Here is a 20,985-nt window from a genome sequence, read left to right on the forward strand (position 1 = left end):
CCGTCGCATCCCCCGGCCCCGCCGTACGCTCCGTACCAGGAGGAGGACGAGATGAGCACCACCACCCCCGGCGCCACCACCCCCGCCGCGCCGGCCGCACCCCCGGCGGGCGAACGCGTCGAGCTCTCGATCGGCGGAATGACCTGCGCCTCCTGCGCGGCCCGGATCGAGAAGAAGCTCAACCGGATGGACGGCGTCCAGGCGGTCGTGAACTTCGCCACCGAGCGGGCCAGGGTCGACTTCGGCCCCGGCGTGAGCGTGGCCGATCTCATCGCCACCGTGGAGCGCACCGGATACACCGCCGCACCACCCGCACCGCCCGCACCACCCGCCGCCCGGGACGCCGGCGAGCCGACCACGGCCACCCCCGATCCGCTCCGTGAGCGCCTGGTGATCAGCGCGGTGCTGACCGTCCCGGTGGTACTGCTCTCGATGATCCCGGCGCTGCAGTTCGACAACTGGCAGTGGCTCGCGTTCGCGCTGACCGGCCCGGTCGTCGTGTACGGCGGCCTGCCCTTCCACCGTGCCGCCTGGACCAACCTGCGGCACGGCGCCGCCACCATGGACACCCTGGTCTCGCTCGGCACCCTGGCTGCCTTCGGCTGGTCGGTCTGGGCGCTGTTCCTCGGCCGGGCCGGCATGACCGGCATGCGGCACGATTTCTCCCTCGCGGTCGGCCGCGGCGACGCCTCGTCCACGCTCTACCTGGAGACCGCCGCCGCCGTCACCGTGCTGATCCTGCTCGGGCGCTGGCTGGAGGCCCGCTCCAAGCGACGGGCCGGAGCCGCCCTGCACGCCCTGCTCGACCTCGGGGCCAAGGACGTCACCGTCCTCCAGGGCGGCCGCGAGGTGCGGCTGCCGGTCGGGCGGCTGACCGTCGGCACCCGCTTCGTGGTGCGCCCCGGCGAGAAGATCGCCACCGACGGCCTGGTGGTCGAGGGCGCCTCCGCCGTGGACGCCTCGATGCTGACCGGCGAGTCCGTCCCGGTCGAGGTGACGGTGGGGGACCGGGTCACCGGCGCCACGGTCAACGCCGGCGGACGCCTCGTGGTCGAAGCCACCCGGGTCGGCGCCGACACCAGCCTGGCCCGGATGGCCAGACTGGTCGAGGAGGCGCAGAACGGCAAGGCCGCGGCCCAGCGCCTGGCCGACCGCATCTCGGCGGTGTTCGTGCCCGTCGTCATCCTGATCGCCCTGGCCACCCTGGTCGGCTGGCTGCTGGTGAGCAACAGCCCCACCGAGGCTTTCACCGCCGCCGTGGCCGTCCTGATCATCGCGTGCCCCTGCGCGCTGGGGCTGGCCACACCAACCGCGCTGATGGTGGGCACCGGCCGGGGCGCCCAGCTCGGCATCCTGATCAAGGGCCCCGAGGTGCTGGAGACCACCCGCAGGGTGGACACCGTCGTGCTGGACAAGACCGGCACCGTCACCACCGGCAGCATGGCCCTCACCGCCGTGCACACCGCGGCCGGCGTCGACGCGGCGCAGGCACTGCGGCTGGCCGGCGCACTGGAGCACGCCTCCGAGCACCCGATCGCCCGGGCGATCGCCACCGCGGCCGCGGAGCGGTCGGGCACGCTGCCGGCCGTCGAGGACTTCCGGAGCGTTCCCGGCCTGGGCGTGCGGGGCGTGGTCGAGGGCCACGCCGTGACCGCCGGCCGGACGGCCCTGCTGGCCGATCTCGCACAGTCCCTGCCACCCGTCCTCGCCGAGGCCGTCGAGGCGGCCGAGGCGGCCGGGCGCACCGCGGTCGCGGTGGGCTGGGACGGCGAGGCCCGGGCCGTCCTGGAGATCGCCGACACGGTGAAGCCCACCAGCGCCCGGGCGATCGCCGAACTGCGCGCCCTGGGCCTGCGGCCGGTGCTGCTCACCGGTGACAACCGGAGGGTCGCCGAGGCGGTCGCGGCCGAGGTCGGCATCGACCCGGCGGACGTGATCGCCGAGGTGCTCCCCGAGGAGAAGGTCGCCACCGTGCGGAGGCTGCAGGCCGAGGGCCGCTCGGTGGCCATGGTCGGCGACGGCGTCAACGACGCGGCCGCGCTCGCCCAGGCCGACCTCGGCCTGGCGATGGGCACCGGCACGGACGCGGCGATCGAGGCGGGTGACCTCACCCTGGTCCGGGGCGACCTGCGCTCGGCGGCCGACGCCATCCGGCTCTCGCGCCGCACGCTCGGCACCATCAAGGGCAACCTATTCTGGGCCTTCGCCTACAACGTCGCGGCGATCCCGCTGGCCGCGGCCGGCCTGCTCAACCCGGTGGTGGCGGGCGCCGCGATGGCCTTCTCCTCGGTCTTCGTGGTCACCAACAGCCTCCGGCTGCGCCGCTTCCGGGCCGCCGCCTGACGGCCGAGGACCGCAGGAGGCAGACCCGCAGACCCGCAGACCGGCGACCGCGGGCCCGTGCCGGAGAACCGGTGCGGGCCCGCGGTCGTGCGGCTCAACGGCCGAGCAGTTCCCCGCCGTTGAGGTGGAGGATCTCGCCGGTGATGAAACCCGCCTCGGCGGAGGCCAGGAACTGCACCGCGGCCGCCACCTCCCCGGTCTCGCCGATCCGGCCGAGCAGCGTCCGGGAGGCCCGGCGGGCGACCTCCGCCTCGTCCAGCCTGGGCCCGAAGAACTCGGTGCCGGCCACCGTTCCGGGCGCGACGATGTTGGCCGTGATGCCGGAGGGGCCGAGCTGGGCCGCCAGGAAGTGGTTCCAGGCGTGCAGCGACGCCTTGGCGGCGCCGTACGAGCCGGCGCCGCGCAGGGCGGCGATCGAGCTGACCGTGACCACCCGGCCGGCGCCCTGGGTGAGCCGGTCGCGCACGGACTCGGTGAGCAGGACCACGGTCAGCACGTTGCGCTCGAAGTCGCCGCGCCAGCGGGCCAGCAGCGCGTGCGGGCCGGCGCCGGGCACCGTCTCACGGCTGCCCGCGTTGTTGACCAGGACGTCGATCCCGGCCGGCAGTTCGGCGAGCGCGTGCTCGACGGCGTCCGGGTCGGCGAGGTCGCAGACGAGTGGGGTCACGGTCGGGCCCAGGGCGGCGGCGGCCTGCTCCAGGACGGCCCGACGGCGCCCCACGATCACGACCTCGTCGCCCGCTTCGGCGAATCTCCGCGCGATCTCGTACCCGATGCCGGTACCACCACCGGTGACGACGACGTTCCTGGCCATCTGCGCACTCCCTCCCCGGCCCGGCCACCGCGCTGTCGACGCGCGGGCGGTCCGTACCGGAATGCCACGATTCCTATCACGCTGGGTCGCCGTGGCTGCGGGGAGGGTGACGTCGCGCGCGGTGGATGATGTGATATGAGGCTGCCATCGGGCGCCTACGGAGCGTGGCGAGAGACAGCTCACACCCCCCAGCCGTAACTTTGTGAGGGCTGATACGTCTTAGCTTTGTAGTGCGGCAGTTTTCGGCGCGCGACGGCGGGGCGTTTTCCCGTCGCGCCACCGCGCGGCTCCGGCTGCCGCCGACGGGGCTCCGGCGGGCCCCGGGACGATCGCCGCTGGTCGGCGGTCTTCGCGCACGACGCCGGGGGCGTGGCGGGTCAGGGGCGCTTTGAGCGGCCGCCCCTGACCGCAGCCGCCCCCGGACGTCGTGCGCCGAACGGAGCGGCGCCGCTCCGGGTGCGCCGACCCTTCGGACACACGTTCAGAATCGAACACACGCACAGGGGCCCGGCCGCAGCCACTCGGGAACGAGTGACGACGACCGGGCCCCTGCGGTACCGGCGGGCGTTGCTCAGCGCGCGTCGAGACCGACGTAGTCGCGGATCTCGGTACCGGTGTAGATCTGACGCGGGCGGCCGATACGGCTCGTCGGGTCGTTGATCATCTCGTGCCAGTGGGCGATCCAGCCCGGCAGCCGGCCGAGGGCGAACAGCACGGTGAACATGCTGGTCGGGAAGCCCATGGCGCGGTAGATCAGGCCGGTGTAGAAGTCCACGTTCGGGTAGAGCTTGCGCGAGACGAAGAAGTCGTCGTTGAGCGCGTGCTCCTCCAGCTTCAGCGCGATCTCCAGCAGCTCGTCGGACTTGCCGAGCTGGGCCAGGACGTCGTGCGCGAGGCCCTTGACCACGGCGGCGCGCGGGTCGAAGGCCTTGTACACGCGGTGCCCGAAGCCCATGAGCTTCACGCCGTCCTCGCGGTTCTTCACCTTGCGGATGAAGGAGTCGACGTCGCCGCCGTCCTTCTGGATCTGCTCCAGCATCTCCAGCACGGCCTGGTTGGCGCCGCCGTGCAGCGGGCCCCAGAGCGCCGAGATGCCCGCCGAGATCGAGGCGAACTGGTTGGCGTGGCTGGACCCGACCAGGCGCACCGTGGAGGTCGAGCAGTTCTGCTCGTGGTCCGCGTGCAGGATCAGCAGCTTGTCGAGCGCGTTCACCACGACCGGGTTGAGCTCGTAGTCCTCGGCGGGGACGGCGAAGGTCATCCGCAGGAAGTTCTCGACGTAGCCGAGGTCGTTGCGCGGGTAGACGAACGGCTGGCCGACCGACTTCTTGTAGGCGTAGGCCGCGATGGTCGGCAGCTTCGCCAGCAGACGGACGGTCGACAGGTGGCGCTGGCCGGCGTCGAACGGGTTGTGACTGTCCTGGTAGAACGTCGACAGCGCGCCGACCACCGAGGACAGCATCGCCATCGGGTGCGCGTCCCGGGGGAAGCCCTGGTAGAAGCGCTTGACGTCCTCGTGCAACAGGGTGTGCTGGGTGATCTCGTTGCTGAAGACCGCCAGCTGGTCGGCGTTCGGCAGCTCGCCGTTGATCAGGAGGTACGCGGTCTCGATGAAGCTGCCCTGCTCGGCCAGCTGCTCGATCGGGTAACCGCGGTAGCGCAGGATGCCGTTGTCGCCGTCCACGAAGGTGATCGCGGACTTGTAGGCGGCGGTGTTGCCGAAGCCGTTGTCCAGGGTCACCAGGCCGGTCTGCGGGAGCAGCTTCGAGATGTCGAAGCCGGCGTTGCCCGCAGTGCTCGGGACGACGGGGTACTCGTACTCGCCGCCCTGGTACCGCAGTACTACAGCGTCTGGACTGTTCTCGCTCACGCTCTTCCTCACCGACGAAATGAATCCTCATCCAAGGTGCCCTGACTGTCTCTACCATCCCCCATCTGGCGGACAGTTGCGCACCCGGGGTGGCCCGAAAGGGCCGTCCCCTACAAAACCCTTCGCCGCAGCCGGTATGAACCGGACAAGATCGGCACCACTCCAGGCTCTGCCCTAAATCTCTTCACGTCAAGAGAACTCTAGAGGCAAGGGACCCGTTGGAGAATCATCCAGTCGCCAGTCGGTGGTCCAGGGCGGAGTGCCTGCGACCTGCGCTGACCGTCCGAACCGCCTGTCCGATCGCTCTCCGTGACCCGACGAGCACAACCAGTTGTTTTGCCCTGGTCACCGCGGTGTAGAGCAGATTTCGCTGGAGCATCGTCCAGGCCGAGGTGGTGACCGGAATCACCACGGCGGGGTACTCGCTGCCCTGCGAACGATGGATCGTCACGGCGTACGCGTGCGCCAGTTCGTCGAGCTCGTCGAAGTCGTAGCCGATCTCCTCGTCCTCGTCGGTGAGCACGGTGAGGCGCTGGTCGTCGACGCTCAGCGAGGTCACCACGCCGACCGTGCCGTTGAAGACGCCGTTCTGCCCCTTCTCGTAGTTGTTCCTGATCTGGGTGACCTTGTCCCCCACCCGGAACGTCCGCCCGCCGAAGCGGCGCTCGGCCAGCCCCTCGCGCCCCGGTGTGACCGCGGCCTGGAGGAGCGTGTTCAGGTTGCCCGCGCCGGCCGGCCCCCGGTGCATCGGCGCCAGCACCTGGACGTCGCGCCGCGGGTCGAGGCCGAACCGCTGCGGGATCCGCCGCGCCACCACGTCGACCGTCAGACCGGCCGCCCGCTCGGTGTCGTCCTCCACGAAGAGGAAGAAGTCCGCCAGACCCTCCGTCCGGGGCGGCAGGCCCTCGTTGATCCGGTGCGCGTTGGTGACCACACCGGACTCCTGGGCCTGCCGGAAGATCCGGGTCAGCCGCACCGACGGCACGGGGCTGCCCGCCGCCAGCATGTCCCGCAGCACCTCGCCGGCGCCCACCGAGGGCAGCTGGTCCACATCACCCACGAACAGCAGGTGGGCGCCCGGCGCGACCGCCTTGACCAGCTTGTTCGCCAGGATCAGGTCCAGCATCGAGGCTTCGTCCACCACCACCAGATCCGCGTCCAGCGGCCGGTCCCGATCGTAGGCCGCCTCGCCGCCCGGCCGCAGTTCCAGCAAGCGGTGCACGGTGGAGGCCTGCGCCCCGGTCAGCTCCGACAGCCGCTTGGCCGCCCGGCCGGTCGGTGCCGCCAGCACCACCTTGGCGCGCTTCGCCAGCGCCAGCGCCACGATCGACTTGACCGTGAACGACTTGCCGCACCCGGGACCGCCGGTCAGCACCGCGACCTTCTCGGTCAGCGCGAGCCGTACCGACTGCTCCTGCTCGGGCGCCAGCTCGGCCCCCGTCCGCTTCGCCAGCCAGCCCAGTGCGGCCGTCCAGTCCACGTCCGCGAAGCCGGGCATCCGGTCGGTGTCCGCCCGCAGCAGCCGCAGCAGCTGGTTGGAGAGTGAGATCTCCGCCCGGTGGAACGGCACCAGGTACACCGCCGTCACCGGCTGCCCGCCCTCGCCGGGGACCGCCTCACGCACCACGCCCTCCTGCGCGACCAGCTCGGCCAGACAGTCGATCACCAGCCCGACGTCCACCTGGAGCAGTTTCACGCCGTCCGCGATCAGCCGCTCCTCGGGGAGGTAGCAGTGCCCCTGGTCGCTGCTCTGCGAGAGCGCGTACTGCAGACCCGCCTTCACACGCTCCGGGCTGTCGTGGGGGATCCCGACCGCCTGGGCGATCCGGTCCGCCGTCAGGAAGCCGATGCCCCAGACGTCCGAGGCCAGCCGGTACGGCTCGTTCTTCACCACACCGATCGAGGCGTCGCCGTACTTCTTGAAGATCCGCACCGCGAGCGAGGTCGACACCCCGACCCCCTGCAGGAAGACCATCACCTCCTTGATGGCCTTCTGCTCCTCCCAGGCCGCGGCGATCTTCTTGGTCCGCTTCGGTCCCAGGCCCGGCACCTCGATCAACCGGGCGGGTGAGTTCTCGATCACCTCCAGGGTGTCCACCCCGAAGGCCTCGACGATCCGCTCCGCGAAGCGCGGGCCGATCCCCTTGATCAGCCCCGAGCCCAGGTAGCGCTGGATGCCCTGGATCGTCGCCGGCAGCACCGTGGTGTAGTTCTCGACCACGAACTGCTTGCCGTACTGCGGATGCGACGCCCAGCGCCCGTGCAGCCGGAGCGACTCACCCGGCTGCGCGCCCAGCAGCGCGCCGACCACCGTCAGCAGGTCGTTGGCCCCCCGCCCGGTGTCGACGCGGGCGACGGTGTAGCCCGTCTCCTCGTTGGCGTACGTGATCCGCTCCAGTACCCCGTCCAGCTGGGCGAGCTGACGTGGCACGGCTGGTTGCTGCGTGGCCACGGAACCCCCTTGCCGGTGCGGGTGACCATCCGCCACGCACCGTACCGCCCGGGTACGACATGGCGGGAATCGCACCGCTCCCGTCGCCGCCGGTCGCCGCCCGCGCTGCGGCGACCGGCCACGGGTGGAAGGCTGGACCGGACGGGGAGGAAGACCATGTGCGCCCGCCCGCGGCGGGCCCGGCCCAGGAGCGCGCGCCATGCTGAGCACCGACCACGTCCCCGGCTCCCCCAACTGGCTCGACCTCGCCGCCGCCGACACCACGGCCGCCGGGGCGTTCTACACCTCCCTCTTCGGCTGGGAGCTGGCCTCGGCCGGTCCGGCCGCCGGTGGCTACGGCTTCTTCCGGCAGGACGGGCGGACGGTCGCGGCGCTCGGTCCGCTCACCGAGGACGGCGCCTCGCCCACCTGGACGGTCTACTTCGCCACCCCGGACGCCGACCGGACCACCGCCCTGGTGGAGCGCGCCGGCGGCAAGGTCCGGTTCGCCCCCTTCGACGTCTTCACCAACGGCCGGATGGCCGGCTTCACCGACCCGACCGGCGCCGACTTCGCCGTCTGGCAGCCCCGTGACACCCTCGGCCTGGACGCGGTGAACTCCCCCGGCGCGCTCTGCTGGACGGAGTGCTACAGCACCGACGCCGAGGCCGCGAAGACCTTCTACCGGGCCGTCTTCGACTGGCGGGAACAGGACCTCCCGTTCGGCGATCTCACCTACACCGTCCTCACCCCGGCCGGCGGGGGCACCGACGACGTCCAGGGCGGCATCATGCAGCTCGGCCCCGAACAGACCGCCGCCGGGACCACGTCGCACTGGCTGCCCTACTTCGAGGTCACCGACCCGGACGCCTGCGCCGCCGCCGCCGAGCGGCTGGGCGCGACCGTACGGATCCCGCCCATGGACGTGCACGGGATCGGCCGGCTCGCCCAGGTGATCGATCCGGGCGGCGCCGTCCTCGCGGTCATCAGGAGCGCCGAGCCCGGTCGGTGACGGCCTCTCACCCGCCTCCCGGCGGCCTCCGCGGGCCGCGGCGCCTCCACAGGGCGCCCGAGGGCCCGCGCGGGCCCCGGCGGGGGCCTCACGACCCGCCGCCGGTGCACCGGCGGCGGGCTCCCGGGCTCGCCTACCCTGTGGCCATGACCGACCTGTTGATCCGCCCGGCCACGTCCGAGGACCTGCCTGCCATCGTGGCCATGCTCGCCGACGATCCGCTCGGCGCGGTCCGGGAGTCCCCGGACGACCTGACGCCCTACCGAGCCGCCCTCGCCCGGATCCTGGCCGACCCGCAGCAGAGCCTCGTCGTCGCCGAACGCCACGGGCGAACGGTCGGCACGCTCCAGCTCACCCTGGTCCCCGGGATCTCCCGCCGGGGCTCGACCCGCACGATCATCGAGGGTGTGCGCGTCCACGCGGACGAGCGCCGAGGCGGGCTGGGCACCGAGCTCATCCGGTGGGCGATCGACAGGTCCAGGGAGCTCGGCGCCGACCTGGTCCAGCTGACCTCGGACGCCACCCGGACGGACGCCCGCCGCTTCTACGAGCGGCTGGGATTCGTCGCCTCGCACGTCGGGTTCAAACTCCCGCTGTGAACACCGGGGCACAAACGCAGACAACCCCCACCCGGAACCGGGTGGGGGTTGTCTGTGAATGATTGTTCGGCGGCGTCCTACTCTCCCACAGGGTCCCCCCTGCAGTACCATCGGCGCTGTGAGGCTTAGCTTCCGGGTTCGGAATGTAACCGGGCGTTTCCCTCACGCTATGACCACCGAAACACTATGAAACTGTCACCGCACCGCTCTCCCCGTGGCCCGGGAAAAACGGGGTCGTTGTTTCAGAACAACACAGTGGACGCGAGCAACTGAGGACAAGCCCTCGGCCTATTAGTACCGGTCAGCTCCACCCCTTACAGGGCTTCCACATCCGGCCTATCAACCCAGTCGTCTACTGGGAGCCTTACCCTCTCAAGGAGGTGGGAATACTCATCTCGAAGCAGGCTTCCCGCTTAGATGCTTTCAGCGGTTATCCCTCCCGAACGTAGCCAACCAGCCATGCCCTTGGCAGGACAACTGGCACACCAGAGGTTCGTCCGTCCCGGTCCTCTCGTACTAGGGACAGCCCTTCTCAATATTCCTACGCGCACAGCGGATAGGGACCGAACTGTCTCACGACGTTCTAAACCCAGCTCGCGTACCGCTTTAATGGGCGAACAGCCCAACCCTTGGGACCTACTCCAGCCCCAGGATGCGACGAGCCGACATCGAGGTGCCAAACCATCCCGTCGATATGGACTCTTGGGGAAGATCAGCCTGTTATCCCCGGGGTACCTTTTATCCGTTGAGCGACGGCGCTTCCACAAGCCACCGCCGGATCACTAGTCCCTGCTTTCGCACCTGCTCGACCCGTCGGTCTCACAGTCAAGCTCCCTTGTGCACTTACACTCAACACCTGATTGCCAACCAGGCTGAGGGAACCTTTGGGCGCCTCCGTTACTCTTTAGGAGGCAACCGCCCCAGTTAAACTACCCACCAGACACTGTCCCTGATCCGGATCACGGACCCAGGTTAGACATCCAGCACGACCAGAGTGGTATTTCAACGTCGACTCCACAACCACTGGCGTGGCCGCTTCAAAGTCTCCCACCTATCCTACACAAGCCGAACCGAACACCAATATCAAGCTATAGTAAAGGTCCCGGGGTCTTTCCGTCCTGCTGCGCGAAACGAGCATCTTTACTCGTAATGCAATTTCACCGGGCCTATGGTTGAGACAGTCGAGAAGTCGTTACGCCATTCGTGCAGGTCGGAACTTACCCGACAAGGAATTTCGCTACCTTAGGATGGTTATAGTTACCACCGCCGTTTACTGGCGCTTAAGTTCTCAGCTTCGCCGAGACGAATCTCGACTAACCGGTCCCCTTAACGTTCCAGCACCGGGCAGGCGTCAGTCCGTATACATCGCCTTACGGCTTCGCACGGACCTGTGTTTTTAGTAAACAGTCGCTTCTCGCTGGTCTCTGCGGCCGGCCCCAGCTCAGAGTGCAAGACTCATCACCAGTTCCGGCCCCCCTTCTCCCGAAGTTACGGGGGCATTTTGCCGAGTTCCTTAACCATAGTTCACCCGAACGCCTCGGTATTCTCTACCTGACCACCTGAGTCGGTTTGGGGTACGGGCCGCCATGAAACTCGCTAGAGGCTTTTCTCGACAGCATAGGATCATCCACTTCACCACAATCGGCTCGGCATCAGGTCTCAGCCTCAATGAGTGACGGATTTGCCTATCACTCGGCCTACACCCTTACCCCGGGACAACCACCGCCCGGGCTGGACTACCTTCCTGCGTCACCCCATCGCTCACCTACTACCCTGTTGGGTCAGCGGCTCCACCACGTCCCTTTGTCCGAAGACTCCGGGCCGGCTTCACGGCTTTAGCATTCAGAGGTTCGACGTTGGCGCTTCAAAGCGGGTACGGGAATATCAACCCGTTGTCCATCGACTACGCCTGTCGGCCTCGCCTTAGGTCCCGACTTACCCTGGGCAGATCAGCTTGACCCAGGAACCCTTGGTCAATCGGCGCAAGAGTTTCTCACTCTTGTATCGCTACTCATGCCTGCATTCTCACTCGTGTCCCGTCCACAACTGGATTCCTCCGCTGCTTCACCCGGAACACGACGCTCCCCTACCCATCACAGCCCCCGTTGGGGGTATTGCTGCAATGACACGACTTCGGTGGTGTGCTTGAGCCCCGCTACATTGTCGGCGCGGAATCACTTGACCAGTGAGCTATTACGCACTCTTTCAAGGGTGGCTGCTTCTAAGCCAACCTCCTGGTTGTCTCTGCGACTCCACATCCTTTCCCACTTAGCACACGCTTAGGGACCTTAGTCGGTGTTCTGGGCTGTTTCCCTCTCGACCATGGAGCTTATCCCCCACAGTCTCACTGCCACGCTCTCACTTACCGGCATTCGGAGTTTGGCTAAGGTCAGTAACCCGTTGAGGCCCATCGCCTATCCAGTGCTCTACCTCCGGCAAGAAACACGTGACGCTGCACCTAAATGCATTTCGGGGAGAACCAGCTATCACGGAGTTTGATTGGCCTTTCACCCCTAACCACAGGTCATCCCCCAGGTTTTCAACCCTGGTGGGTTCGGTCCTCCACGAAGTCTTACCTCCGCTTCAACCTGCCCATGGCTAGATCACTCCGCTTCGGGTCTTGGGCATGCAACTACGCATCTAAAAAGACGCTGCGCCCTATTCGGACTCGCTTTCGCTACGGCTACCCCACACGGGTTAACCTCGCTACACACCGCAAACTCGCAGGCTCATTCTTCAAAAGGCACGCAGTCACGAGACACACAGCAAGCTGCACGTCCGACGCTCCCACGGCTTGTAGGCACACGGTTTCAGGTACTATTTCACTCCGCTCCCGCGGTACTTTTCACCATTCCCTCACGGTACTATCCGCTATCGGTCACCAGGGAATATTTAGGCTTAGCGGGTGGTCCCGCCAGATTCACACGGAATTTCTCGGGCTCCGTGCTACTTGGGAGAAGCTCAAGTGAGCCGCTGATGTTTCGTCTACGGGGGTCTTACCCTCTACGCCGGACCTTTCGCATGTCCTTCGACTACACCAACGGTTTCTGACTCACCCAGCCGCCGGCAGACGACTGAAGAACTTTCCCACGACCCCTACTACGCAACCCCTGCCGGGTATCACACGTAACAGGTTTAGCCTCATCCGGTTTCGCTCGCCACTACTCCCGGAATCACGGTTGTTTTCTCTTCCTGCGGGTACTGAGATGTTTCACTTCCCCGCGTTCCCTCCACATACCCTATGTGTTCAGGTATGGGTGACAGCCCATGACGACTGCCGGGTTTCCCCATTCGGAAACCCCCGGATCAAAGCCTGGTTGACGGCTCCCCGGGGACTATCGTGGCCTCCCACGTCCTTCATCGGTTCCTGGTGCCAAGGCATCCACCGTGCGCCCTTAAAAACTTGGCCACAGATGCTCGCGTCCACTGTGCAGTTCTCAAACAACGACCAGTCACCCACCATCAACGCGTCACGACGCATCTCAAGTAGGACCGGCACTGAAGCAACGACCATGACAGCCGTTCCCTCAGGACCCAACAACGTGCCCGCCACGACCCAACCCCACCGGATGCTTTCCACGCGCCGAAGCGCAGTACTCGCGGTCGATGAGACCGAACCGTGCCGAATAGTCAACGTTCCACCCATGAGCAACCGTGTGAGACATTCGCTCACATCCGGCTATGTGCTCCTTAGAAAGGAGGTGATCCAGCCGCACCTTCCGGTACGGCTACCTTGTTACGACTTCGTCCCAATCGCTGGTCCCACCTTCGACGGCTCCTCCCCTTACGGGTTAGGCCACCGGCTTCGGGTGTTACCGACTTTCGTGACGTGACGGGCGGTGTGTACAAGGCCCGGGAACGTATTCACCGCAGCATGCTGATCTGCGATTACTAGCAACTCCAACTTCATGGGGTCGAGTTGCAGACCCCAATCCGAACTGAGGCCGGCTTTTTGGGATTCGCTCCGCCTCGCGGCATCGCAGCCCTTTGTACCGACCATTGTAGCACGTGTGCAGCCCAAGACATAAGGGGCATGATGATTTGACGTCGTCCCCACCTTCCTCCGAGTTGACCCCGGCAGTCTCCTGTGAGTCCCCATCACCCCGAAAGGCATGCTGGCAACACAGAACAAGGGTTGCGCTCGTTGCGGGACTTAACCCAACATCTCACGACACGAGCTGACGACAACCATGCACCACCTGTATACCGACCACAAGGGGGCGACCATCTCTGGCCGTTTCCGGTATATGTCAAGCCTTGGTAAGGTTCTTCGCGTTGCGTCGAATTAAGCCACATGCTCCGCTGCTTGTGCGGGCCCCCGTCAATTCCTTTGAGTTTTAGCCTTGCGGCCGTACTCCCCAGGCGGGGAACTTAATGCGTTAGCTGCGGCACCGACGACGTGGAATGTCGCCAACACCTAGTTCCCAACGTTTACGGCGTGGACTACCAGGGTATCTAATCCTGTTCGCTCCCCACGCTTTCGCTCCTCAGCGTCAGTAATGGCCCAGAGATCCGCCTTCGCCACCGGTGTTCCTCCTGATATCTGCGCATTTCACCGCTACACCAGGAATTCCGATCTCCCCTACCACACTCTAGCCTGCCCGTATCGAATGCAGACCCGGGGTTAAGCCCCGGGCTTTCACATCCGACGCGACAGGCCGCCTACGAGCTCTTTACGCCCAATAATTCCGGACAACGCTCGCACCCTACGTATTACCGCGGCTGCTGGCACGTAGTTAGCCGGTGCTTCTTCTGCAGGTACCGTCACTTGCGCTTCTTCCCTGCTGAAAGAGGTTTACAACCCGAAGGCCGTCATCCCTCACGCGGCGTCGCTGCATCAGGCTTTCGCCCATTGTGCAATATTCCCCACTGCTGCCTCCCGTAGGAGTCTGGGCCGTGTCTCAGTCCCAGTGTGGCCGGTCGCCCTCTCAGGCCGGCTACCCGTCGTCGCCTTGGTAGGCCATTACCCCACCAACAAGCTGATAGGCCGCGGGCTCATCCTGCACCGCCGGAGCTTTACACCAACCCCCATGCGGAGGAAGGTCATATCCGGTATTAGACCCCGTTTCCAGGGCTTGTCCCAGAGTGCAGGGCAGATTGCCCACGTGTTACTCACCCGTTCGCCACTGATCCACCCCGAAGGGCTTCACCGTTCGACTTGCATGTGTTAAGCACGCCGCCAGCGTTCGTCCTGAGCCAGGATCAAACTCTCCGTGAATGTCTGCTCGTAATCGAGCGGCCACTCGCGTTGAGCGGCGCGGCGACCCCCGGAATAGGGAAGTCCCGCGCACTGCGTCCTCGCTAGTGTTTTGTTACCAAAGGAATCTCCAACCCGGATCGAACGACCCGGGCCGGGGATGTCAACATATCTGGCGTTGACTTTTGGCACGCTGTTGAGTTCTCAAGGAACGGACACTTCCTTCGAGCCGCTCTCACGGTCTCTCCGGGCGCTTCGTTCTTTCGTGTTCCAAGCTTATCAGACGTTTTCCGCTCCGTTTTCCGGAGTTTCGTTTATCCGATATGCTCTGGCCTTTCGGCGCTCCCGAACTCTAGCAGAGTTTCTCGGGCCGCTTTTCCCGCCCGAATCCGAACCTGGGGTTCGAATCCTTCGGGGGAAGCCTGCTGCCACTGGGGCAACCCGGAGAACTGTACGGGGGTCGGTCGGCACAAGCAAATCGCCCCCGCCCCGGAGGTCCGGGGCGAGGGCGATCCGACGTGGGACGGCGCTTGAGCTGCGGTTCAGCGGACCTCGGTGATCTCCGGGCCGCGGGCGAACGGGTCGAGGGCGGCGCCGCCGAAGCGGGCTCCGGTGGCGTCCTCGACGGCGGTGGCACCGCCGTCGGCCACCATCTGGGCGTCCTCGGGCAGCTTGAGCACGATCGGGTCGCGCGGCGCCATCGGAACCTCGCCACGCACCACGACGGTCTGCTGGAAGACCTGCTCGAGGACGCCGGCCATCTCCGGCTGGACCGCGGCCTGTCCGGAGATCACGCCGCGCAGGAACCAGCGCGGTCCGTCGCAGCCCACGAAGCGGACCAGCTGGACACCCTGGGTGCCGTCCGGCAGCTGCACGGGGACCTGGGCGCGGAGGTGCCAGCCCAGCGGGCCCTCCTCCTCCTCGATCAGGCCGCCCTGGGCGGTGATGCCGTTGGCGATCTCCTCGCGGACCTCACCCCAGATGCCCTCGGACTTGGGGGCCGCGAAGGCCTGGAGCTGGATGGCACTGTTGCCGAGGACCAGCGTGGCGGCGACGATCGCGTCACCGGCGACCTCGACCCGCAGCTCCATGCCCTCGACCCCGGGGACCAGGAGACCTCCGAGGTCCACCCGGCCCTCCTCCGGCTGCTCCAGCTCGGAGTGGTCCCACGGGCCGTCCGGACGGGGGGCCGGCGGCAGGCCGACCCGCTCCGCCTGATCCGGCTCGGTCTCGTTCTCGCTCTCGGAGTCGGCGGAACCTTCGACGTCATCGGCCGTCTCGTCGGCGCTGATGGCGTCCTCGGCGAGCTGCTCGACAGCGTCCTCGCTCTTCTGGCGACGACGGAACACGGTCACTGTCCTTCCCGGTCGAAGACCGACACGAATACCTGCTCGGCCGCGGGCAGCCTAGACCGCCGCATGGCCACCGGTCGACCCGAACCCACCCTCGGCACGTGCCGACCCGGGCAGTTCGGCCACCTCGTGGAAGCGGGCCTTCTCGACCTGCTGGATCACCAGCTGGGCGATTCGGTCCCCACGGCGGAAGCTGACCCCCTCGCGCGGGTCCAGATTGACGACGATCACCTTGATCTCCCCACGGTACCCGGCATCGACCGTCCCTGGGGCGTTCACAAGGGCAACTCCGCAACGAGCTGCGAGTCCCGAACGCGCGTGCACGAACGCCGCGTAGCCGTCCGGAAGCGCCACGGCGATGCCGGTCGGCAGGACGACGCGTTCGCCCGGGGCCAACTCGGCGTCCACCGTGGTGCGCAGGTCGGCGCCGGCGTCGCCGGGCTGCGCGTAGGCGGGCAGCGGCAACTCGGGGTCGATTCGCCTGATCAGAACGTCTACCGGCGGACGGGCGGTGGTGCTCACGGATTCACCTCGAAGGCTCGGGCGCGCTTGAACAGATCAGGGTCGTCCAGGGCCTGCTTGATGTCCTCGGGACGACCGTGCTTGGTGAAGTGTTCCAGCTTCACCTGAACGAAGAGCGCCTGCGCCCGGATCGCCACCGGTCCGTCGGGGCCGCCGATCCGGCCCTCGGCCGCGCTGTAGATCTTCCGGCCGTGCACCCCGGTGACCCGGGCACGGATGTGCAGCACCGAGTCGACCGGGACGGGACGGACGAAGTCCGTCTCCAGCCGGCCGGTGACGGCCGGCGCGTGCAGCAGCCAGTTCAGCGAGCCGAGGGTCTCGTCGAGCGCGGTGGTGAGCAGGCCGCCGTGGGCCAGGCCCGGGCCGCCCTGGTGGTCCGCCCCGACGGTGAACTCGGCGGTGACCTCCAGGCCTTCCCCGGCCGTCACGGTCATCCGGAGCCCGGAGGGGACCAGGGGGCCGCAGCCGAAGCAGTGGTCGTAGTGCGGGCCCAGCAGGGTGCCGGGCGCCGGGGCCTCGGGCGCCCGGGGCGGCAGGACGGCGCCCTCGGGTGGCGTGGTCGGCGAGAGCGGGGCGAACGGGGCGGGCGGGACGGCAGAGCGCCCGACGGGCTGCTCCGAGCCCTTCGACGCCGGCTGGGAGGCTATGGATCCGGTCACGCGGCCACCCTACCGATGGGTAGGACCGGCCCGGCCGGGGGCGGCGTCCCCGGGCCCGCGCGGTGGCGCCCACAATGGAGGCATGTACGACGAACGCCTCACCGCTCCCCGCACCTGGTGGCTTCTCCCGCTCGCGATCGGGCTGACGCTCGCGCTGATCCTGCTGCGGGTCGGCGCCGTCCCCGCCCTGATCGGGCTGGTGGTCGGGATCGCGGCCGGCGCGGCCGCGGTCAGCAGCTACGGGTCGGCCCGGATCCGGGTGGTGCAGGGCTCGCTGGTGGCCGGCCAGGCCAGGATCCCGGTCGGGGCGCTCGGCGAGGCACACCCGCTGAGCCCGGTCGAGGCGGTGGCCTGGCGCGGAGTGAAGTCGGACGCCCGGGCCTTCATGCTGCTGCGCAGCTACGTGCCCACGGCGCTGCGGGTGGAGGTCACGGACCCGGCCGACCCGACGCCGTACCTGTACCTGTCGACCCGCTCCCCCGAGAAGCTCGCGGCCGCCCTGGCCGAGGCCCGGCGGCACGTCGCCTGAGACGGGCGCGACGGCCCCGGACGGACCCGGGAAACGGAGGAGGGACGGTTCCGCGACTGCGGGACCGTCCCTCCTTTTCCGGTACCACCGTTGCCGGCGGTGGTGCTGGTACTGCTGATGGAACCTTTACCGCCGGTACTTCCGGTACTGCTGCTACTGCGGTGTTCTGCAGGACCAGCCTGCCGGTGCGGCCGTCAGGACGGCCGCCGGATCTGCCTCCGACCCCGATGGCCGGGGCCGGACGGGGCGGTGTGCCGAGCCCACGCGGAGCGTGGGACCCGGGCCCTGACCGCCCGGTGCTCAGGCGCCGCAGTCCCGGCAGATCGGGTTGCCGTTCTTCTCGCTGTACAGCTGGCTGCGGTGGTGGACCAGGAAGCAGCTCATGCAGGTGAACTCGTCGGCCTGGCGCGGAAGCACCCGGACGGAGAGTTCCTCGTTCGAGAGGTCGGCGCCCGGGAGCTCCAGGCCCTCGGCCGCCTCGAACTCGTCGACGTCGACCGAGCTGGTCGACTTCTCGTTCCGGCGAGCCTTCAGTTCCTCGATGCTGTCCTCGTTGAGGTCGTCATCGGTCTTGCGTGGGGTGTCGTAGTCCGTTGCCATTTTTTCGCTCTCCCCCTCCGGGTGTCTGCTGTTGTGTGCGGGTATCTCCAGCGCACGTAACGCACGGCGGGCCGGTCTTGTGCCCGACCCGAGGGCGAGATTTTGCCTTACTTCAAGCCCTGTTACTCAATCGACACTCAGCCGGAGGCCCGTTGGGGTGATCCGGCCGGGCCGGGGCGACCTCACGCAGGGCCATCACCGGCCGCCGGCCGGCCCCCGTGAATGGACACCCACAGTGAGCGGCCACGCGGTCGGCCGCCGCCCGATCCCCTGCCCACCTGCGGAGATCGTCAATCCCGTCGAACCGTCCGAACACGGGCGTCGATCACGCAACGCGACCGGTGTGGCCCACGTCATGATCACCCTACGGGGTCGCCCGATCGTGTGGCGCAACCGGGTGTGACGTTGCTCACGTTACGAATCTTTCGGGCAAAATCTGGAAAATCCACCCACCACGGGCCCCTGTCGCGACCCGCCGCGACCTACTTCTTCGCCGCGTTGGCGGCACGGCGGGCCAGCAGGGCGGCCTGACGCTCGTCGAACCTGGTCGCCTGGGTGTCGAGCCCGTCCAGGAAGATCCCGAGCTCCTGCTGGGCCTGCAGGCCCTCGGGGCCGAGGCCACCGGTCTCCATGACCCTGAGATGGCGCAGCACCGGCTGGAGCACGTCGTCGTGGTGGATCCGGAGGTTGTAGATGCCGCCGATGGCGATCTGGGCGGCGGAGCGCTCGAAGCCCGGCATCCCGTGACCGGGCATCCGGAAGTCGATCACGACGTCGGCGATGGCCCGCATGGCGAGGTCGGGCGCGATCTCCAGGGCGGCCTTCAGCAGGTTGCGGTAGAAGACCATGTGCAGGTTCTCGTCGTTGGCGATCTTCGCGAGCAGCTGCTCGCAGAGCGGGTCGCCGGCGTAGTGGCCCGTGTTGCGGTGCGAGATCCGGGTGGCGAGCTCCTGGAAGGCCACGTACGCGACCGAGTGCAGCATGCTGTGCGAGTTGTCGGACTCGAAGCCCTCCGACATGTGGATCATGCGGGCCCGCTCCAGCTCCACCGGGTCCACGGCCCGGGTGGCCAGCAGGTAGTCGCGCAGCGCTATGCCGTGCCGGCCCTCCTCCGCGGTCCAGCGGTGCACCCAGGTGCCCCAGGCGCCCTCGCGGCCGAACATGGTGGCGATCTCGTGGTGGTAGCTGGGGAGGTTGTCCTCGGTCAGCAGGTTCACCACCAGCGAGATCCGGCCGAGCGGGGTCACCTTGGACTGCTCCAGGGACCACGCCTCGCCGCCGAGCACGCCGTCGAAGTCGCGGCCCAGGCTCCACGGGACGTACTCGTGGGGCATCCACTCCTTGGCGACCTTCAGGTGGCGGTTGAGCTCGGTCTCCACCACCTCTTCGAGGGCGAGGATCAGACGCGCGTCGGTCCAGGCGGCCGAACCGGTCGTTGCGGTGCGCTGCACGGGGGCGATGGTCACGGCTCTTGCTCCTGGGGGACGGGAACGCTGAGGGGCATACTCACTGGGCACTTGCGCGGACGCCTACGAGCTCACTTACGGATGCGTAGGTTACGACACCGTAAGTTGCTGGGACCGGAAATGACAAGCCGCCCCCGGCCAGCGCTTATGTCGTTCTGACACCGGCGGCCGGGGGCGGCGGATGGTCTGCGCACGGAGCGCGGCGACCCGGAGGGCGTGTGCGGGCGCGTACCGGCCCGCACGCGCGTTCAGGCGCCCGGGATGCGTACCCGCATGGTGAGGCCGCCACCGGCGCGCGGAGTGGCCTCGATGGCACCACCGTGCGCCCGGACCACCGAGCGGACGATGGACAGGCCCAGTCCGACCCCCTTGTCGCTGCGGGTCCGGTCGGCGCCCTTGACCCGGCGGAACGGCTCGAAGATGTGCTCCAGTTCGTAGCCGGGCACCACCGGGCCGGTGTTGCTGACCACCAGCTCGCCTCCCCCGCCGGGGACCGCCGCGGTGGAGATCTCCACCCAGCCGTCGGCCAGGTTGTAGCGCACCGCGTTCTGGACCAGGTTGAGCGCGATGCGCTCCAGCAGGACGCCGTTTCCGGACACGGTGGTCGGCGCGAGCGTGGCGCGCACCTCCACCTCGCGACGGGACGCCTCCGGACGGACCTGCTCCAGCGCCCGGGTGGCCACCTCGGAGAGCTCCACCGGTCGGCGGTCGAGCAGCTCGTTGTCGCTGCGGGCCAGCAGCAGCAGGCCCTCGACCAGCTGCTCGCTGCGTTCGTTGGTGGCGAGCAGCGTCTTGCCGAGCTGCTGGAGATCGGGGGACGCCTGCGGATCCGAGAGCTGGACCTCCAGCAGCGTGCGGTTGATCGCCAGTGGCGTGCGCAGTTCGTGCGAGGCGTTGGCGACGAACCTGCGCTGGGAGTCGAAGGAGCGGTCCAGGCGGTCCAGCATGCCGTCGAAGGTGTCGGCGAGCTCCTTGAGCTCGTCGTCCGGACCGTCCAGCTCGATCCGCCGGTGCAGGTCGGAGCCGGCCACCTCGCGGGCGGTACGGGTGATCCGGCCCAGCGGGCTGAGCACCCGGCCTGCCATCGCGTAGCCGGCGATGAAGGCGATCACGGCGAGGCAGAGCAGGACGGTGAGGGACTTGCGCAGCAGGGTGTCCAGCGAACGCTGGCTCGCCGCGTTGTGGTAGCCGGTGAACCACTGGTTGAAGGTCTGGGCGGTGACCGTCTGCCCGTCCGGCGTGGAGATCGTCACGCCCGGGCCGATGGCCAGCTTGGGCGGCCCGACCTCGTGGAAGGCCTGCTGGACGAAGAAGTACATCAGGAGCAGCAGCACGACGCCGGCCATCAGGAACATGCCGCCGTAGAGCAGGGTCAGCCGGATCCGGATGGTGGGCCGGAACGGCATCCAGGCGAGCAGCCCGTCGCCCGGGGTGTAGACCTGCGGCTGCGGGTGGATCTTCGGCGGACGCGGGGCCTGGGCGGGACGGGGCGGCACGGCGTGCGGGCCTCCGGCGGGCATGCCGGACGGCCCGCCGACCGGGGGCGGGGTGGTCATGACGGTCCTCTCGGGTGATCCGGGCGCGGGGCCCG

13 protein-coding genes and 3 rRNA genes are annotated in these 20,985 nt (G+C 68.0%); 4 read left to right on the top strand and 12 right to left on the bottom strand.

Going from position 1 to position 20,985, the window contains the following annotated elements; genetic code table 11:
- The first annotated feature begins 51 nt into the window (after positions 1–51).
- Positions 52–2,343 (top strand): heavy metal translocating P-type ATPase, encoded by a 2,292-nt coding sequence (locus OG823_RS10640; protein WP_371479225.1) that lies wholly within the window; start codon positions 52–54, stop codon positions 2,341–2,343.
- A gap of 94 nt (positions 2,344–2,437) precedes the next feature.
- Here OG823_RS10640 and OG823_RS10645 read toward each other — a convergent pair whose 3' ends face one another.
- From OG823_RS10645 to OG823_RS10655, 3 genes are all read right to left on the bottom strand, one after another.
- Complete coding sequence (locus tag OG823_RS10645; protein ID WP_371479226.1) at positions 2,438–3,157, bottom strand: SDR family NAD(P)-dependent oxidoreductase; 720 nt, start codon at positions 3,155–3,157, stop codon at positions 2,438–2,440.
- 571 nt (positions 3,158–3,728) lie between these two features.
- Positions 3,729–5,039, bottom strand: coding sequence for a citrate synthase (locus OG823_RS10650; RefSeq protein WP_371479227.1), 1,311 nt, complete (start codon positions 5,037–5,039; stop codon positions 3,729–3,731).
- A gap of 214 nt (positions 5,040–5,253) precedes the next feature.
- The gene (locus OG823_RS10655) at positions 5,254–7,458 is read right to left on the bottom strand and encodes an ATP-dependent RecD-like DNA helicase (RefSeq protein WP_371479228.1); all 2,205 of its coding nucleotides are present in this window, start codon (positions 7,456–7,458) and stop codon (positions 5,254–5,256) included.
- Between the two features lie 220 nt (positions 7,459–7,678).
- On the opposite strand from OG823_RS10655, the gene OG823_RS10660 reads away from it, so the two are divergent.
- Entirely contained in the window at positions 7,679–8,470 is a 792-nt protein-coding gene (locus OG823_RS10660; RefSeq protein ID WP_371479229.1) for a VOC family protein, read from the top strand.
- Between the two features lie 146 nt (positions 8,471–8,616).
- Positions 8,617–9,069, top strand: a complete 453-nt coding sequence (locus OG823_RS10665; RefSeq protein ID WP_371479230.1) for an N-acetyltransferase family protein — start codon at positions 8,617–8,619, stop codon at positions 9,067–9,069.
- Between the two features lie 64 nt (positions 9,070–9,133).
- Here the strand turns inward: OG823_RS10665 and rrf are convergent.
- The 6 genes from rrf to OG823_RS10695 all read right to left on the bottom strand — a co-directional run bounded on the left by rrf (position 9,134) and on the right by OG823_RS10695 (position 16,676).
- Positions 9,134–9,250: ribosomal RNA gene (gene rrf, locus OG823_RS10670) — 5S ribosomal RNA — on the bottom strand.
- A 90-nt stretch (positions 9,251–9,340) separates the two neighbouring features.
- A 23S ribosomal RNA gene (locus tag OG823_RS10675) occupies positions 9,341–12,478 on the bottom strand.
- 285 nt (positions 12,479–12,763) lie between these two features.
- Positions 12,764–14,287 (bottom strand): 16S ribosomal RNA (locus OG823_RS10680).
- Together the 16S, 23S and 5S rRNA genes form the textbook arrangement of a ribosomal RNA operon.
- A 521-nt stretch (positions 14,288–14,808) precedes the next feature.
- Positions 14,809–15,615: a DUF3710 domain-containing protein gene (locus OG823_RS10685; protein WP_371479231.1), complete on the bottom strand. Its 807-nt coding sequence runs from the start codon at positions 15,613–15,615 to the stop codon at positions 14,809–14,811.
- Positions 15,616–15,672: 57 nt separating this feature from the next.
- The gene (dut, locus tag OG823_RS10690; RefSeq protein ID WP_371479232.1) at positions 15,673–16,140 is read right to left on the bottom strand and encodes a dUTP diphosphatase; all 468 of its coding nucleotides are present in this window, start codon (positions 16,138–16,140) and stop codon (positions 15,673–15,675) included.
- Positions 16,137–16,676, bottom strand: coding sequence for a PaaI family thioesterase (locus OG823_RS10695; protein ID WP_371484416.1), 540 nt, complete (start codon positions 16,674–16,676; stop codon positions 16,137–16,139). Before OG823_RS10695 ends, dut begins: the two co-directional genes overlap by 4 nt.
- Before the next feature lie 205 nt (positions 16,677–16,881).
- Between OG823_RS10695 and OG823_RS10700 the strand changes: the two genes are divergently transcribed.
- Positions 16,882–17,328, top strand: coding sequence for a DUF3093 domain-containing protein (locus OG823_RS10700; protein ID WP_371479233.1), 447 nt, complete (start codon positions 16,882–16,884; stop codon positions 17,326–17,328).
- Between the two features lie 300 nt (positions 17,329–17,628).
- On the opposite strand, the gene OG823_RS10705 is transcribed toward OG823_RS10700, so the two are convergent.
- From OG823_RS10705 to OG823_RS10715, 3 genes are all read right to left on the bottom strand, one after another.
- On the bottom strand, positions 17,629–17,928 hold the full coding sequence (locus OG823_RS10705) for a DUF4193 domain-containing protein (protein ID WP_073924890.1): 300 nt from the start codon (positions 17,926–17,928) through the stop codon (positions 17,629–17,631).
- 482 nt (positions 17,929–18,410) lie between these two features.
- Positions 18,411–19,394 carry an acyl-ACP desaturase gene (locus OG823_RS10710; RefSeq protein WP_371479234.1) on the bottom strand — a complete coding sequence of 328 codons (984 nt, stop codon included), beginning with the start codon at positions 19,392–19,394 and terminating at the stop codon, positions 18,411–18,413.
- Positions 19,395–19,642: 248 nt separating this feature from the next.
- Complete coding sequence (locus OG823_RS10715; RefSeq protein WP_371479235.1) at positions 19,643–20,950, bottom strand: sensor histidine kinase; 1,308 nt, start codon at positions 20,948–20,950, stop codon at positions 19,643–19,645.
- Positions 20,951–20,985 lie beyond the last annotated feature (35 nt).

The organism is Kitasatospora sp. NBC_00315, assembly GCF_041435095.1.
Taxonomy (GTDB): domain Bacteria; phylum Actinomycetota; class Actinomycetes; order Streptomycetales; family Streptomycetaceae; genus Kitasatospora.

Excerpts from the sequence above, each read along its gene's own strand:
- OG823_RS10715 (WP_371479235.1), bottom strand. The coding sequence starts at position 20,950 with ATGACCACCCCGCCCCCGGTCGGCGGGCCGTCCGGCATGCCCGCCGGA.
- OG823_RS10645 (WP_371479226.1), bottom strand. The coding sequence starts at position 3,157 with ATGGCCAGGAACGTCGTCGTCACCGGTGGTGGTACCGGCATCGGGTAC.
- OG823_RS10705 (WP_073924890.1), bottom strand. The coding sequence starts at position 17,928 with ATGGCAACGGACTACGACACCCCACGCAAGACCGATGACGACCTCAAC.
- OG823_RS10700 (WP_371479233.1), top strand. The coding sequence starts at position 16,882 with ATGTACGACGAACGCCTCACCGCTCCCCGCACCTGGTGGCTTCTCCCG.
- OG823_RS10640 (WP_371479225.1), top strand. The coding sequence starts at position 52 with ATGAGCACCACCACCCCCGGCGCCACCACCCCCGCCGCGCCGGCCGCA.
- OG823_RS10660 (WP_371479229.1), top strand. The coding sequence starts at position 7,679 with ATGCTGAGCACCGACCACGTCCCCGGCTCCCCCAACTGGCTCGACCTC.
- OG823_RS10665 (WP_371479230.1), top strand. The coding sequence starts at position 8,617 with ATGACCGACCTGTTGATCCGCCCGGCCACGTCCGAGGACCTGCCTGCC.